This window comes from Campylobacter sp. CFSAN093224 (genome assembly GCF_012897395.1).
GTDB lineage: Bacteria > Campylobacterota > Campylobacteria > Campylobacterales > Campylobacteraceae > Campylobacter_D > Campylobacter_D jejuni.
Map to the genome: position 1 here is coordinate 763635 of NZ_CP040607.1, position 15587 is coordinate 779221.

A 15587-nucleotide genomic window follows, 5' to 3' on the forward strand; every position below is an offset into this window, starting at 1 on the left:
CAAAAAGGATTAAAAAATGGCTTATGAAATGATAAAACTTTTACTTTTTAAGTTAAACCCTGAGCATGCACATGCTTTGGTTGAATATAGCTTAAGGGCTTTAAGTGCCAGTTTTCCAGGAGCTTTAAGTTTTTTAGCACACAAATATATAGTTGATGATGAGAGTTTAAGGCAAAATTTACTTGGACTTGATTTTAATAATCCTGTAGGTTTAGCAGGAGGCTTTGATAAAAATGCCACTATGATAAGACCTTTGAGTGCTTTAGGATTTGGCTTTTTAGAAGTGGGAACTTTTACTCCAAAACCTCAAGAAGGCAATGAAAAGCCACGTCTATTTAGACTTGTAAAACAAGAAAGTATACAAAATGCTATGGGTTTTAACAACGAAGGTGCTGAAAAGATTGCTTTAAGACTTGCAAAAACCTATCCTTTTGTTTTGCCTTTAGGGGTAAATATAGGGAAAAATAAAATCACTCCAAATGATAAAGCCTTGGAGGATTATTTTACTTTGTTTAGAGATTTTAAGGATTTGTGTGATTATTTTATCGTTAATATCTCATCTCCTAATACTAAAAATTTAAGAGAGTTGCAAAATGATGATTTTTTAAATACCTTGCTTGAAGAAGCCAAAAAAATCACTTCTAAGCCTATTTTGATAAAAATTGCTCCTGATATGAAAATAGATGATGCTTTAAATTTATGTGAAAATGCCATTAAAAAAGGTGCAGATGGGTTTATATTAGCCAATACTAGTGTTGATTATAGTTTATTAGATAATAATCGTACTTTTGGTGGTATTAGTGGAAGACTGATTACGGAAAAAAGTGGTATTTTTTTCAAAGAAGTAGCTAAAATTCTTTTTGGCAAAACCTTGCTTATTGCAAGTGGAGGGATTGATAGTGCTGATATTGCTTATGAGCGTATTAAAAATGGGGCTAATTTGGTGCAAGTTTATACAGCTTTGATTTTTAAAGGTCCTTCTTTGGTAAAAAATATCAATCAAAATCTTATAGAGCTTTTAAGAAAAGATGGTTTTTTACACATTAGCGAAGCTGTTGGGGTAAATTTAAAATGATTGCTTATGAAAAAATTCAATTAAAAAACAAGCTTGAAGTTTATGCTTTGCCTGTAAATAAAAATAGCGATGTGATTAGCGTTGATATTTTTTATAAAGTGGGTTCAAGAAATGAGATCATGGGAAAAAGTGGCATAGCTCATATGTTAGAACATTTAAATTTTAAAAGTACTAAAAATTTAAAAGCTGGCGAATTTGATGAGATTGTTAAGGGTTTTGGTGGTGTGGATAATGCAAGCACAGGTTTTGACTATACTCATTATTATATTAAATGTGCGAAGAAAAATTTAGATAAAGCTTTAGAGCTTTTTGCAGAACTTATGGCGAATTTAAATTTAAAAGATGAAGAATTTCAGCCTGAAAGAGCAGTGGTTTTAGAAGAGCGTAGATGGAGAACAGATAATAACCCTTTAGGATATCTTTATTTTAGGCTTTTTAATCATGCATTTATGTATCATCCTTATCATTGGACTCCTATAGGTTTTTTTAAGGATATAGAAAATTGGAGTATTGAAGATATTAAAGAATTTCACAGTATTTATTATCAACCTAAAAATGCGATTTTACTTGTAAGTGGCGATATAGAAAGTAAGGAAGTTTTTGAGCTTTCAAAAAAACATTTTGAAAAGATTAAAAATACTAAGACTATACCTAAAATTCACACAAAAGAGCCTAAGCAAGATGGAGTAAAAAGAATATATTTACATAAAAACTCAGATACTGAACTATTAGCCCTTGCTTATAAAATTCCAAATTTCAAGCACAAAGATATACCTGCTTTAAATGCTTTATCCGAGCTTTTAGGAAGTGGGAAAAGTTCTTTAATGAGTGAAATTTTGATTGATAAATTAAATTTAATCAATGATTATTATGCTTATGTTAATGATTGTATAGATGAAAATTTATTTATTTTTATTTGTAATTGTAACCCCAATGTTAATGCAGAAAAAGTAGAAAAAGAGCTTTTAAAAATCATTGATAAACTTAAAATGGGTAAAATTTCTCAAAAAGATTTGCAAAGAGTGAAAAATAATGTCAAAAGTGATTTTATTTTCTCACTTAACAATGCTAGTGCAGTGGCAAATATTTATGGTTCATATCTAGCAAGAGGAGATATCAATCCTTTGTTAAATTATGAGAAAGATATACAAAATTTGGAATTAAAAGATTTGATTTCTTGTGCTAAAAAATATTTTATTCAAGAAAATTCAACTACGGTAATTCTAAGAAAGGATTCAAATGGATAAAAATATTATCATTGGGGCGATGACGGCTCTTATTACACCATTTAAAAATGGAAAAGTTGATGAGCAAAGTTATGCAAGATTGATTAAAAGACAAATAGAAAATGGCATCGATGCAGTAGTTCCAGTAGGAACAACAGGAGAAAGTGCAACTTTAACTCATGAAGAACATAGAACTTGCATAGAAATAGCCGTTGAGACTTGTAAAGAAACTAAAGTTAAGGTTTTAGCAGGTGCGGGAAGTAATGCAACTCATGAGGCAGTGGGTTTGGCTAAATTTGCTAAAGAGCATGGTGCTGATGGGATTTTAAGTGTGGCACCGTATTATAATAAACCTACGCAACAAGGACTTTACGAGCATTATAAGGCTATTGCGCAAAGTGTAGATATTCCTGTGCTTTTATATAATGTTCCAGGAAGAACAGGTTGTGAAATTTCAACGGATACTATTATCAAGCTTTTTAGAGATTGTGAAAATATTTATGGAGTAAAAGAAGCGAGTGGAAATATCGATAAGTGTGTGGATTTGCTTGCACACGAACCTAGAATGATGCTTATTTCAGGGGAAGATGCGATCAATTATCCTATACTTTCAAATGGTGGAAAGGGAGTGATTTCAGTAACTTCAAATTTATTACCCGATATGATTAGCGCTTTAACTCATTTTGCTTTAGATGAAAATTATAAAGAAGCTAAAAAAATCAATGATGAGCTTTATAATATCAATAAAATTTTATTTTGCGAAAGTAATCCTATTCCTATTAAAACGGCTATGTATTTAGCTGGATTGATAGAAAGTTTGGAATTTAGACTTCCTCTTTGTTCTCCAAGTAAGGAAAATTTTGCTAAAATTGAAGAAGTGATGAAAAAATATAAGATCAAAGGATTTTAATGAATACAGAATTTCAAGGAAAAACTTTAGTGATTAGCGGTGGAACTCGCGGGATAGGCAAAGCTATAGTTTATGAATTTGCTAAAGTGGGTGCAAATATAGCTTTTACTTATAATTCTAATGCGCAAATTGCTGATGAAATGGTTCAAGATTTGGAGAAAAATTATAAAATCAAAGCTAGAGCTTATGAATTTAATATCTTAGAACCTGAAACCTATAAAGAACTTTTTGAAAAAATTGATGTGGATTTTGATAGAGTGGATTATTTTATCTCAAATGCTATCATTTCAGGACGTGCGGTTGTAGGTGGCTATACCAAATTTATGAAGTTAAAACCAAAGGGAATTAATAACATTTTTACAGCCACAGTAAATGCTTTTGTTGTGGGCGCACAAGAAGCAGCTAAAAGGATGGAAAAAGTAGGGGGTGGAAGCATTATTTCTATCTCATCTACAGGAAATTTAGTGTATATAGAAAATTATTCAGGTCATGGTACAGCAAAAGCCGCTGTAGAAGCTATGGCAAGATATGCGGCTACTGAACTTGGAGAAAAAAATATCCGTGTAAATGTCGTAAGTGGTGGGCCTATTGAAACTGATGCTTTAAGAGCTTTTACAAATTATGAAGAAGTAAAACAGGCTACTATAAATTTAAGCCCTTTAAATCGCATGGGGCAGCCTGAAGATTTGGCTGGAGCATGTCTTTTTCTTTGTTCAAGTAAGGCAAGTTGGGTTACAGGACATACTTTCATCGTTGATGGTGGTACAACTTTTAAATAAAAATTAAGAAAAATCAATGGATTTTTCTTAAAAATATTTTTCAATCAAGTTTTAATTTCCACCCTAAAAAAACACTTAATAATGCAAGTAAAAAAATAAAATTTAAAGTCCAATTACCAAAACCTACAAAACCTATAGATAATACGCTGTAAAAAAATCCTCCCACAGCTGAATAAATACAAATCGTACTTAAAGATCCATTTTCTGCCATTTTTTTACATGGGCAGATTTTATAAAATTTTTTATCGTTAAATTGATTTTTCTTTTTATTTCCTAAAAATAAACCAAAAAGGGCAAAAAGATTTAAAAAAATAAAAGCATATAATAAAATTTGATCTAATTCCATTTTAATATACCTTAAAAGTATCTAAGCCAAGAGGGTAGATGGACTTGCTCTTCTTTTAAAGTAGTCTCTTGTCCATGTCCTGGTAAAAGTTTAAAATCTTCTTTGTAAGTCATAACTTTTTCTAAGCTTTGTTTCATTAAATTTGCATCTGAATAAGGAAAATCCCATCTTCCTATGCTTCTATAAAATAAAAAATCTCCACTAAACATGATATTTTTACCTACAATTTCTATCATAGTGCAACCTGGTGTATGTCCTGGTAAAAAGTGAAATTTAAAGTCAAGTCCGCCTATAGAAATGATATTTTCATCATCAATCAAATAATCCGCTTTGCTAGGCATAAAACCTTGATTAAAAGGATCTTCAAGCATAAAAGTATCATTTTTATGAATATAAATGGGGATTTGATAGGCTTGTTTTACTTTTTCATTATCCCAAACATGATCGTAATGTCCGTGAGTGTTTAAAATCGCTAAAGGATTTTTTACATGTTTTTTGATGAAATTTAGCGCATCAAAACCAGGATCAATTATAATTTCTCCATGCTCACCAAATAAAATATAACAATTTGTCTCATAAGCTCCACAAGCTTGTTTGATAATTTGCATTTTTTGCCTCTTTAATAAAAAATTTGCCTTAAATAAATATAATTATACATTAAATTTTTAAAAGGCAAGCTTTATGGATTGGCAAAAGATTACGGAAAAAATGTGTGATTTTATACAAGAAAAAGTGAAAAATTCTCAAAGTCAAGGTGTGGTTTTGGGGCTTAGTGGCGGGATTGATTCTGCTTTGGTAGCAACGCTTTGTAAAAGAGCTTTAAAAGAGAATGTTTTTGCTCTTTTAATGCCAACTCAAATTTCAAACAAAGCCAATCTTGAAGATGCTTTAAGGCTTTGTGCGGATTTAAATCTTGAATATAAAATCATAGAAATTCAAAGCATTTTAGATGCTTTTATAAAGCAAAGTGAAAATACCACTCTAGTATCTTTGGGAAATTTTGCAGCGCGTATTAGAATGAGTTTGCTTTATGATTATTCTGCTTTGAAAAATTCTTTAGTCATAGGCACTTCTAATAAAAGCGAATTGCTTTTAGGTTATGGTACGATTTATGGGGATTTAGCTTGTGCTTTTAATCCTATAGGATCGCTTTATAAAAGTGAAATTTATGCCTTAGCAAAATACCTTAACTTGCATGAAAATTTCATCAAAAAAGCTCCAAGTGCGGATCTTTGGGAAAATCAAAGTGATGAGGCGGATTTAGGTTTTTCTTATGCAAAAATCGATGAAGGTTTAAAAGCTTTAGAAACTAATGATGAAAAACTTTTAAGAACGCTTGATCCTTCTTTGATTGCTATGTTAAAAAATCGCATGCAAAAAAATGCTTTTAAGGGAAAAATGCCTGAAATTTTGGAAATTTAAACAATGAATGAAGAAAAAAATTATGAACTTTGGCTTGATAATTATTTTTTTAAGCCCAATTTTTGGCAAAAATGCCTTGCTTTTATACTTTTACCTTTAAGTGTGCTTTATGCTTTTTTTGCGATTTTAAATACTTTTTTTCGTAAAAAAATAGTTTTTAAAAAGCCTGTTATTAGCGTTGGTAATTTAAGTTTTGGAGGTAATGGAAAAACCCCGCTTTGTAAAGCTATAGCAAGGGAATTTGATGGCGTTTTTATAGTACTTAGGGGCTATAAAAGAAAGTCTAAAGGTTTGTTTGTTGTTAAAAATCAAAATGAAATTTTATGCACCTTAGCACAAAGTGGCGATGAAGCTATGGAGTATGCTTTTGAAGAAAATATCAAAGGTGTGATTGTGAGTGAAGATAGAGTAAAAGGTATTGAAAAAGCCTTTGAATTGGGAGCTAAAATCGTTGTACTCGATGATGCTTTTTCTAAATTTCATATTAAAAAATTTGATATTTTACTTGAAAGCAAAATCAAACCTTATTTTGATTTTACTTTACCAAGTGGAGCTTATCGTTTGCCAAAATTTTATGAAAAAAGGGCTGATTTTATTGCATTAGAAGGCAGGGATTTTGTGCGTTATTCTTTTGTAAAAGAAAATCCAAAGGCTGTTTTGGCAACTGCTATTGCTAAACCTTTTAGATTGTATGAGCATTTTATCAAAGCAAGGGCTTGTTATTTTTTTAAAGATCATTATGAGTTTAAAAAAGAAGAATTAGAAAATTTGCTAAAAAAACATAATTGCGATACACTAATGCTTACTTTTAAGGATTTTGTTAAAGTTAAAGATTTTGGTTTTAAATGTCAAATTATAGAATTAAATATAGAATTAAAAGATTCATTAAGGGAAAAAATAAAAACTTATATCAAGGAGTTTGAACAGTGAAATTGGTCGAGAGTAGAAATGTAAATAATGTATCAAGTTTTAAGGAAGCTTTGATTAACCCAAACGCCCCAGAAGGAGGGCTTTACTCGCCTTTAAATTTGCCTATTTTTGAAGGAGAAAAATATGCCAATTTGTCTTATAAAGATTTTGCTTTAAAGCTTATAGAAAGTTTTGGTTTTGGCGAAGAAGAGCTTTTTAAAAAGGCTTTGAAAAGTTACGAAAGCTTTGATGATAAAAATACACCTATTTCTTTGCAAAAAATCTCTGAAAAAACCTATATTAACGAGCTTTGGCATGGGCCTACAAGAGCTTTTAAAGATATGGCTTTACAGCCTTTTGGCGTGCTTTTAAGCGAATTTTCAAAGGATAAAAATATTTTAATTATTTGTGCTACGAGCGGCGATACAGGACCTGCAACCCTAAAAAGCTTTGAAAATGCAAAAAATGTTAAAGTAGCTTGTATGTATCCAAAAGGTGGCACAAGTGGAGTTCAAGAGTTGCAAATGCGAGCTTTAGATAAGGATAATTTGAAAGTTTTTGCTATAGATGAGGATTTTGACGCAGCGCAACGCACTTTAAAAGAATTGCTTTTTTCAAAAGATTTTCAAAACAAAATTAAAGCTTTAAATTATGAGCTTTGCGCAGCGAATTCTGTAAATTTTGGGCGTATTTTATTTCAGATTATTTATCATTATTATGCGAGTTTAAAACTTTTTAATGAGTTTTTAGAAGAAGTACAAATCATTGTTCCAAGTGGAAATTTTGGCAATGCTTTAGGAGCTTTTTATGCTAAAAAAATGGGAGCTAAAATTTCAAAAATCAAAATCGCTTCAAATGTGAATAATATTTTGAGTGAATTTTTTAATCATGGCGTTTATGATTTGCGTGAAAAAAGTCTTAAGAAGACTATTTCTCCAGCTATGGATATACTTATTTCATCTAATATCGAAAGACTTTTGTTTGCGAAATTTAAAGATAAAAGAACCAAAGAACTGATGAATTTGTTGAAAAATGAGAGATATTTTAAACTTGAAAAAGAAGAATTGCAAAGTTTACAAGAAGATTTTGAGGCGGATTTTTGCACCGATGAAGAATGTATGCAATTTATCAAACAAAGCAAGATTTTAATCGATCCGCACACCGCAACTTGTTTTAAAATGCTTGATCCTTTAAAACCTAGCATTATTACCTCTACAGCAGAATGGACAAAATTTACTCCAAGTATGATAAAAGCTTTATACGATAGGGATTCTAAGAATGAAAAAGAAGATTTAAAATTTATAGCTAAAGAGTTTAATGTCCAAGTTAAAGATGAAATTTTGGCTTTATTTGACTTGAAAAATAGCAATGAAAAGGTATTTGAAGCCAAAAGTATAAAAAAAGAAATTTTAGATTGGATGCAAAAATGATTATTATTCCTGCAAGATTAAAATCAAGTCGTTTTCATGAGAAAATTTTATGTGATGTAGGTGGAGTGCCTATGTTTGTGGCTACTGCAAGAAGGGTAAGTAGTGTGGATGAAGTTTGTATAGCTTTAGATGATGAAAAGGTTTTAAGTATCGCTAAAGAATATGGTTTAAATGCAGTTTTAACAAGCAAAAATCATGAAAGCGGTACGGATAGGATTAATGAAGCTTGTAAGAAACTATCTTTAAAAGATGATGAGATTATTATCAATGTCCAAGCTGATGAGCCTTTTATAGAATGTGAAAATTTATTAAAATTTAAAGAATTTGCAAGTTCTTGCTTGGATAAAAAAGCTTTTATGGCGAGTTGTTATAAAAAAATCACTCAAGAAGAAGCTATGGATCCTAATTTGGTTAAAGTGCTTTGCGATAAAGAAGGATATGCTTTGTATTTTTCAAGAGCTAAAATCCCTTATGAAAGAGAAAATTACGAGGAAAGTTTTAAAGGGCATTTAGGCATTTATGCTTATAGTGTAAAAGCTTTGAGAGAGTTTTGTTCTTTATTAAGTTCTGCACTTGAAAGAGCGGAAAAGTTAGAGCAATTAAGAGCTATAGAAAATGGTAAAAAAATCAAAATGCTTGAAATTTCAACAACAAGCATGGGGATTGATACCAAAGAAGACTATGAAAAGGCTTTAAAAATTTATTTAGAAAAATAACTCCATCCCAAAATGGAACAGATCTTGCTTATATTATTTATATAAATATATTTAGATTGAAGGCAGAAAAATCTAAATTAAGGAATTAATATGAGTATCTTTAGTATCAATGATAACTCAAACTATGCAAAGTAAAGAGAGTAAAGAAAGTAAAGAAAATTCTAAAATAAGTTTTGCTAATGCTTTTTTAAAACAAAATGCTAGTAAGTTAAATGAAATTCAAAATGCAAATTCACAAACTCTAGCAAGAAGTGAAGCATTAAATTCTACTAATACAACAAATACTAGCAATAATACTAATTTTAGTATAAGTAGTAAGACAAGTTCTCCTAATTATGATATATCTAGTGAATTTAAAAACTCTATTTATACTCTAAAATACAAACAAGTAGATATAAGTAATACTTCTACTAATACAGCCTATGGTTATAGTGTAGATAAAGATGGTTATATGGGAAGTGATTTTAATAAAGCTGCAGGATTACCTGAAGATTTTAAGATACATAAATCTACTTTGGATGAGATTAAAAAAGCTGCTGAAAATGAACCTTATATTGCAGATATGAAACAATATTTTGGTGTAAGTGAGTATTATACTAATATCGATATGGCTGAAACCATAAAACAATATTATAATCTTTTTTCCAATGCTTTAGGTCAAAGTTTTCCAAATGATAAAACAAGTTTTAGTGAAGCAGATATAAATTCTATGCCTAGTGGTTATGGTGTAAGTGGAACGCAATCAATGGACTTTAATGATCCAAGCAATAGAATGAATATCACCCACTTAAGAGATTTCTCAAATTCTTTAATTTCAAATGTTTATAAAACCCCTGAACAAGCAAAAGAAGCTAATGAAATTTGGTTTGATTCAGGATGTATGATCAAGGGATTATCATCTGAGACTTTAGGTCTATCCTTAGAAGAAATCAAAAATGTTTCTAAAGGTGAAGATTGGCAATTTAATCCTGATATGTCAGTTTATCCACAAAATGAAGATGGAAGTTATTCTAAAGAAACTTTGTTTATGAGTTTTTTAAAATCTCAAGGTGGTCAACCTATTGAGAGTCCAAAAACCACACTTAATCCCACAATAGAAGCTTATAATAGGGCTATGGCTAAAGAGAGTTTTAGTGGTCCAGCCATACACTTAGATAGTATTATGACAGGTAAAAGTGACTTTAAAAGCTTTTTTAGATACTGGGCAGAGCGTGGCATAGCAGAAGGTGATTTATATATGTATGAAAATAACATTCCTAAAGAATCTGCTATGGGTAATTGGGCTTTAGACGCTGAGATTAAACAAGCTCTTGCTAATGGTTGGAAAGCAAAACCTAGCACTATTGATTCCTACGCTGATTCTATAATGGATAGATTAAATAATCTTTTGGGACAAACTAGGGTTTAGGAAGTATTAATTTTTTAAGTTTGAAATAAATTGCTAATAACAAAATAAGATAAAACTAGTATAATTTTTTTACAAAAAAAATTGAAAGGAAATTATGAAAAAAATTATTTTGATTTTTATCTCTTTTTTTGCTTTAAATTTGAGTGCAAAAGATTTGGTTGTAGGAATGGAGCTTGGATATCCGCCTTTTGAAATGAGCGATAAAACAGGCAAAGCAAGTGGAATTAGCGTGGATTTTTTAGAAGCTTTTGCAAAGAAAAACGGCTATAAACTTGTAGTAAAAAATATCGCTTGGGATGGTTTAATACCTGCTTTAAAAACAGCCAAGATAGATCTTATTATGTCCTCTATGACAATTACCGATAAGAGAAAGAAAGTGGTGGATTTTAGCATTCCTTATGCTAAGGCAAATTTGGCTATTTTAACTCCTTTGAACTCTGATATTACAAATATCAAAGATTTAGATAAAAAGGGCAAAGTTTTGGCTTTAAAGCGTGGTTCTACAGGGCATTTATATGCGGTTAAAAATTTAAAAAATGCAACTATTAATTTATTTGATAAAGAAAATGCTGCTATTTTGGAAGTGATTCAAGGCAAGGCTGATGGATTTTTTTATGATCAACTTACGATTTATCGGACTTGGCAAAAGCATCAAGATACAACCAGAGCCATTTTAGCGCCTTTTCAAGAAAATCCTGAGTTTTGGGGTATAGCTGTAAGAAAAGGTGATGAAGCTTTAAAGGACAAGCTTGATAATTTCATTGATGAGAGTAGGAAAAATGGCTTTTTAGATTTTTTGGGCAATAAGTATTTAAAAGACATTAAAGAAGTTTTTAAGCAAAATAATATCACTTTTTTCTTGTAGGCTTTTAATAAAATATTGATAATTAATATTAATTTTATGAATTTTGATATACAATATCATTATCTAAATTTTAAATAAAAGGATTTAAGATAATGAAAAAAGTTGCATTTTTTTTGTTATTTTTGTTTTTATCTTGCACTGTACTAAACGCAGCTAGGGAGTATTGCAAATATGCTTATCAAGAAGATAGAGCTATACCTTTAATTTTAAATTATGGAATAAGATTGGGGGTAGTAGGTGCTGGGGTTGCGAATGCACCTGCACCGGGCGGAAGTACTTACAATTCAAAAATTGACATGATGGCTGCAAGATGCCACTAAGCTTAGTTTTTGGGTGTATTTTACAATGCTAGAATTTATTTTTACTCTTATTTTAGATTTTACTTTTTATTCTATCAAGACCCTAGAAAAAGTCTTTCTAGGGCGAACAGCCTTAGTAATTCTTTTTGTTGTTTTTATAGCCCTTTTTTGCGTTAAAGGCTTGTTTTTGTATATACTTTTAGCTTTAGAATTATTTTTGCTTTTGTATCTTTTTCTTGGAATTTTGTTTTTAAGATTTTATAAATCTTAGGTTACAAAGCTTTCCACAAGCCTTTGCACTAGCAAATTCCATCCATCCACTAATACAAAAATTAAGAGTTTAAAAGGTAAAGAGATCATAGTAGGAGGTAGCATCATCATACCCATAGCCATTAAAACTGAGCTTACAACCATATCTATGACTAAAAAGGGTAGGTAGATTAAAAACCCTATTTCAAAAGCGGTTTTAAGCTCTGAAATCATAAAAGCAGGAACTAAAACCGTAAGGGGAACATCATCTATGGTTTTGGGATTGGGTAGATTGCGTATGCGATAAAAAAGGGCTAAATCTTTTTCGCGAGTATTTTTAAGCATAAAATCTTTAAAAGGCTTTGCTCCTTTTATAAAAGCCTCTTCATAGCCTATTTTTTCTGCTAAATAAGGTTTTATACCTTCATTATAGGATTTTGTAGCTACAGGTTCCATGATAAAAAAAGTTAAAATTAAAGCCAAGGTTACTAAAATGGTATTAGGTGGCATACTTTGCGTCCCCATAGCTTGTCGCAAAAATGAAAATACTACAATAAGACGCAAGAAAGAAGTCATAACAAAAACTATACTTGGAGCGAGCGCAAGTATGGTTAAAACAATCACTATATTTAAAGTAGTAACAAGCTGATTAGGTGTATTGGGTGCACTTAAGCTTAAATTTACTGTAGGGATAGTTGCTTCAGCAGCAAATAAGCTCATGCTTAAAAGTAAAAATAATAATATTTTTTTCAAAATTTAAAAACCTTTTTTTGTTTTTTACTAAAGAAATTTAAATTTTATCTTTTGATGACTAAAAACTAGTTTAAGGGTATTAGGATTTTAACTTTAAACTGCTAAAATAGTCTTTTAGACTTCTTAATAACAAAGGTAAAAAATGAAAACTTCTATTTTGATTTTAGCGGCAGGATTAGGCACTAGAATAAAATCACAAAAGCCAAAGGTTTTGCAAGAGCTTTGTCAAAAAAGTATGATTTTACACATTTTAAAAAAGGCTTTTGCTTTAAGTGATGATGTAAGTGTAGTTTTATCGCATCAAAAAGAACGCGTTGAAAAAGAAATTTTAGAATATTTTCCAAAAACACAAATTTTAGAGCAAGATTTGCAAAATTATCCAGGAACTGCGGGAGCTTTAAGTGGGTTTGAGCCTAAAAATGAAAGAGTGTTGATTCTTTGTGGTGATATGCCTTTGGTTGAGCAAACAAGTTTGGAAGCTTTGTTGGGTAATAATGCAAAATTAAATCTAGCAGTTTTTAAAGCAAGAGATCCTAAAAGTTATGGTAGGGTGGTGATAAAAAACGATAGCGTTGAAAAAATTGTTGAATTTAAAGATGCAAATACGCAAGAAAAAGAGATAAATACTTGCAATGCTGGGGTTTATGTGATTGACTCGAGGCTTTTAAAAGAGCTTTTACCTTTGATTGATAACAATAATGCGGCAAAAGAGTATTATTTAACCGACATTGTAAAACTAGCAAAAGAAAAAGATGTGATGATTAAAGCAGTTTTTGTAGATGAAGATGAATTTATGGGGATTAATGATAAATTTGAACTCAGTATAGCTGAAAATTTCATGCAAAAAAAAATTAAAAAATACTGGATGCAACAGGGTGTGATTTTTCATTTACCGCAAAGCACTTTTATAGGTGCAGATGTTGAATTTGTAGGTGAATGTGAAGTATATGAAAATGTAAGGATAGAGGGCAAAAGTAAGATTATAAACTCTATCATTAAAAGTTCAAGCGTGATAGAAAATTCCATTGTAGAAAATAGCGATGTGGGGCCTTTGGCACATTTGCGTCCAAATTGTGAGTTAAAAAACACTCATATAGGAAATTTTGTAGAATGCAAAAATGCAAAGTTAAATACCGTAAAAGCAGGGCATTTGAGCTATTTAGGAGATTGTGAGATAGATAGTGGAACCAATATAGGCTGTGGGACTATTACATGTAATTATGATGGGGTAAAAAAGCATAAAACCATCATAGGAAAAAATGTTTTTGTAGGTTCTGATACGCAATTTATCGCACCTGTAAAAATCGAAGATGAAGTAATCATAGCAGCAGGAAGCACAGTAAGTGTCAATGTAGAAAAGGGTGCTTTGTTTATCAATAGAGCAGGGCATAAAATGATAAAAGATTATTATTACAAGAAATTTCAAAAATGAAAACCATACTTTTAGCCATTAGCGGTAGCATAGCTTTTTATAAATCTTACGAGCTTATTTCTTTGTTTAAAAAAGAAGACTTTAGGGTGAAAGTTTTGCTTTCTAATGGTTTGTTAAAATTTGCTAGCAAAATGAGTTTTGAAGCCTTGGTTGATGAAGTTTTATGCGAGGAAAATGAAAGTTGGCAAAATTCAAACAATCACATAGCTTTTAGTAAGGATGTAGATCTTGTTTTATTTGCTCCTGCAAGTGTTAATTCTATCAATAAACTTGCTTTTGGTATAGCGGATAATCTTTTTATCCAAACCTTAATCGCAGCAAATAAACCTCTTATCATAGCTCCTGCGGCAAATACAAATATGTTTCATCATTTTAGCACACAAAATTCTTTAAAGATACTTAAAGAAAATAAAGCTTTGATTATAGAGCCTATTTGTAAAGTTTTAGCTTGTAAAGATGAAGGCGTAGGAGCCTTAGCTGAAGTTAAGGATATTTTTAATATCACCAAAAGAGAACTTTTAAAAGAAAAGTTTTGGTGTGATAAAAGCGTAGTTATCACAGGTGGCAGCACAAGGGAAAGAATCGATGATGTGCGTTGTGTGAGTAATTTTTCAAGTGGAAAAATGGCAAAGGCCATAGCTGATGCTTTTTATTTTTTAGGAGCTAGGGTAAAACTTTTAAGCTCTGTGGAATTTGATACGCCTTATGAGCTTTGCAAATTTGAAAGTTCTAAGGATCTAAAGGAGCTTTTGGATAAAAATTTAAATCATGATTTTTTGATTATGACGGCTGCAGTGAGTGATTTTATCCCTCAAAGTGTAAAAGGAAAAATTAAAAAAAATGAGCATTTGCAGGGTTTAAATTTACATCTATCTTTAAATGAAGATTTGCTTAAAACTTGTAAATTTCAAGGCAAAAAGATAGGTTTTAAGATGGAATTTGATTCTCAAAATGCCTTAGAAAATGCGAAAAAATCTCTAAAAGATAAACAACTTGATATGGTTTGTCTTAATATCATTGATCAAAAAAATTATTTTGGAAGTGATCAAAATGAACTTTATTTTATCACTTTAAACAATGAAAATAAAAGCACTTTGCAAAGCAAAGAAAAATTGGCATTTGAATTAGTAAAATGGTGTGAAAAATTATGAGTATGATTAATTCTACCTTGCCTATACAAATGAAAGTTTTGGCTAAATCAGGCTATGGACATTATACGCTTTTGTTAAATCACAAAAAGATTCAAACTAAAAGCATGATAGAGCTTGAAATTGGCGCTGAATATTTAGCTGAACTTTATATGCAAAATGGTGGAGTTATACAATTTAAACATCTTTCAAAGCGTCCTAATTTTAAACCTTTTGAAGAGGGATTGGCTTTGATAATCGCTATTTTACAGGATAAAATTTCTTATAAAAAATTCATCATACAAAATCTTTTAGATTGTAAAGATATAGAGCGTTATCAGATATTAAAAGAAATGCTTTTTGCAAGTTTTGAAAATATTTATCATATTCCTTTTATTTTTGAAAATAAATCTTGCTTGTTTCAAATGCGTAAAAGAGCAAAATATTTAGAAATTTACTTATATTTTAGTGTTTTTGGAGCTTTGAAAATTTTAATAGACTCGCAAGGCATTAGTGTTTTTACACCTTTTGCTAAGGTGCAAAAATTTTTAAATGAACATTTAGATTTTAATGTATCGCAAGAAAACAAGATTGAACCTTTGTTTGTTTTTAAAAGGCTTTTTGATTTTAAAGGATGAAAA

General features: G+C 30.4%; 17 protein-coding genes and 1 pseudogene. 15 read left to right on the top strand and 3 right to left on the bottom strand.

The annotated features are described in order from the left end of the window. Window positions 1-16 precede the first annotated feature (16 nt). Genes FBF11_RS03955 through FBF11_RS03970 form a run of 4 tightly spaced genes read left to right on the top strand, consistent with a single transcriptional unit; the run spans window position 17 to window position 3990 of the window. Window positions 17-1075 carry a quinone-dependent dihydroorotate dehydrogenase gene (locus FBF11_RS03955; RefSeq protein WP_002868110.1) on the top strand — a complete coding sequence of 353 codons (1059 nt, stop codon included), beginning with the start codon at window positions 17-19 and terminating at the stop codon, window positions 1073-1075. Beyond that, complete coding sequence (locus tag FBF11_RS03960) at window positions 1072-2322, top strand: pitrilysin family protein (RefSeq protein WP_002852436.1); 1251 nt, start codon at window positions 1072-1074, stop codon at window positions 2320-2322. The genes FBF11_RS03955 and FBF11_RS03960 overlap by 4 nt, the downstream gene beginning before the upstream one ends. After that, window positions 2315-3211 carry a 4-hydroxy-tetrahydrodipicolinate synthase gene (gene dapA, locus FBF11_RS03965; protein ID WP_057097123.1) on the top strand — a complete coding sequence of 299 codons (897 nt, stop codon included), beginning with the start codon at window positions 2315-2317 and terminating at the stop codon, window positions 3209-3211. The genes FBF11_RS03960 and dapA overlap by 8 nt, the downstream gene beginning before the upstream one ends. Beyond that, on the top strand, window positions 3211-3990 hold the full coding sequence (locus FBF11_RS03970) for an enoyl-ACP reductase (RefSeq protein ID WP_002852476.1): 780 nt from the start codon (window positions 3211-3213) through the stop codon (window positions 3988-3990). Before dapA ends, FBF11_RS03970 begins: the two co-directional genes overlap by 1 nt. A 40-nt stretch (window positions 3991-4030) precedes the next feature. Here FBF11_RS03970 and FBF11_RS03975 read toward each other — a convergent pair whose 3' ends face one another. Both FBF11_RS03975 and FBF11_RS03980 read right to left on the bottom strand, forming a co-directional pair. Beyond that, entirely contained in the window at window positions 4031-4336 is a 306-nt protein-coding gene (locus tag FBF11_RS03975) for a hypothetical protein (RefSeq protein ID WP_002852583.1), read from the bottom strand. A gap of 11 nt (window positions 4337-4347) precedes the next feature. Further along, window positions 4348-4944: an MBL fold metallo-hydrolase gene (locus FBF11_RS03980; protein WP_002873848.1), complete on the bottom strand. Its 597-nt coding sequence runs from the start codon at window positions 4942-4944 to the stop codon at window positions 4348-4350. A gap of 73 nt (window positions 4945-5017) precedes the next feature. Here FBF11_RS03980 and FBF11_RS03985 point away from each other — a divergent pair, with 73 nt between their 5' ends. From FBF11_RS03985 to FBF11_RS04020, 8 genes and pseudogenes are all read left to right on the top strand, one after another. Next, complete coding sequence (locus tag FBF11_RS03985) at window positions 5018-5758, top strand: NAD+ synthase (RefSeq protein WP_002857155.1); 741 nt, start codon at window positions 5018-5020, stop codon at window positions 5756-5758. A 3-nt stretch (window positions 5759-5761) separates the two neighbouring features. Next, window positions 5762-6688, top strand: coding sequence for a tetraacyldisaccharide 4'-kinase (locus tag FBF11_RS03990; protein WP_002860774.1), 927 nt, complete (start codon window positions 5762-5764; stop codon window positions 6686-6688). Beyond that, window positions 6685-8097, top strand: a complete 1413-nt coding sequence (thrC, locus tag FBF11_RS03995; protein WP_057097122.1) for a threonine synthase — start codon at window positions 6685-6687, stop codon at window positions 8095-8097. The genes FBF11_RS03990 and thrC overlap by 4 nt, the downstream gene beginning before the upstream one ends. Next, entirely contained in the window at window positions 8094-8813 is a 720-nt protein-coding gene (gene kdsB / locus FBF11_RS04000; protein WP_032582894.1) for a 3-deoxy-manno-octulosonate cytidylyltransferase, read from the top strand. The genes thrC and kdsB overlap by 4 nt, the downstream gene beginning before the upstream one ends. 90 nt (window positions 8814-8903) lie before the next feature. Then, window positions 8904-10221: pseudogene (locus FBF11_RS04005) on the top strand (hypothetical protein). A gap of 94 nt (window positions 10222-10315) precedes the next feature. Next, the gene (locus tag FBF11_RS04010; protein WP_002858779.1) at window positions 10316-11086 is read left to right on the top strand and encodes a transporter substrate-binding domain-containing protein; all 771 of its coding nucleotides are present in this window, start codon (window positions 10316-10318) and stop codon (window positions 11084-11086) included. A 92-nt stretch (window positions 11087-11178) separates the two neighbouring features. Beyond that, window positions 11179-11406, top strand: coding sequence for a lipoprotein (locus tag FBF11_RS04015; protein WP_002852403.1), 228 nt, complete (start codon window positions 11179-11181; stop codon window positions 11404-11406). A 25-nt stretch (window positions 11407-11431) separates the two neighbouring features. Beyond that, window positions 11432-11656 (top strand): hypothetical protein, encoded by a 225-nt coding sequence (locus tag FBF11_RS04020; RefSeq protein WP_002780361.1) that lies wholly within the window; start codon window positions 11432-11434, stop codon window positions 11654-11656. Here FBF11_RS04020 and fliP read toward each other — a convergent pair. Further along, on the bottom strand, window positions 11653-12387 hold the full coding sequence (fliP, locus tag FBF11_RS04025) for a flagellar type III secretion system pore protein FliP (RefSeq protein WP_002852529.1): 735 nt from the start codon (window positions 12385-12387) through the stop codon (window positions 11653-11655). The genes FBF11_RS04020 and fliP overlap by 4 nt on opposite strands. Window positions 12388-12529: 142 nt before the next feature. Here fliP and glmU point away from each other — a divergent pair, with 142 nt between their 5' ends. The 3 genes from glmU to FBF11_RS04040 are packed head-to-tail and all read left to right on the top strand — an operon-like array spanning window position 12530 to window position 15584. Continuing rightward, window positions 12530-13819 carry a bifunctional UDP-N-acetylglucosamine diphosphorylase/glucosamine-1-phosphate N-acetyltransferase GlmU gene (glmU, locus tag FBF11_RS04030; RefSeq protein WP_002856902.1) on the top strand — a complete coding sequence of 430 codons (1290 nt, stop codon included), beginning with the start codon at window positions 12530-12532 and terminating at the stop codon, window positions 13817-13819. Next, the gene (coaBC, locus tag FBF11_RS04035) at window positions 13816-14970 is read left to right on the top strand and encodes a bifunctional phosphopantothenoylcysteine decarboxylase/phosphopantothenate--cysteine ligase CoaBC (protein WP_002868802.1); all 1155 of its coding nucleotides are present in this window, start codon (window positions 13816-13818) and stop codon (window positions 14968-14970) included. The genes glmU and coaBC overlap by 4 nt, the downstream gene beginning before the upstream one ends. After that, window positions 14967-15584 carry a hypothetical protein gene (locus FBF11_RS04040; RefSeq protein ID WP_002856908.1) on the top strand — a complete coding sequence of 206 codons (618 nt, stop codon included), beginning with the start codon at window positions 14967-14969 and terminating at the stop codon, window positions 15582-15584. The genes coaBC and FBF11_RS04040 overlap by 4 nt, the downstream gene beginning before the upstream one ends. Window positions 15585-15587: the final 3 nt, after the last annotated feature.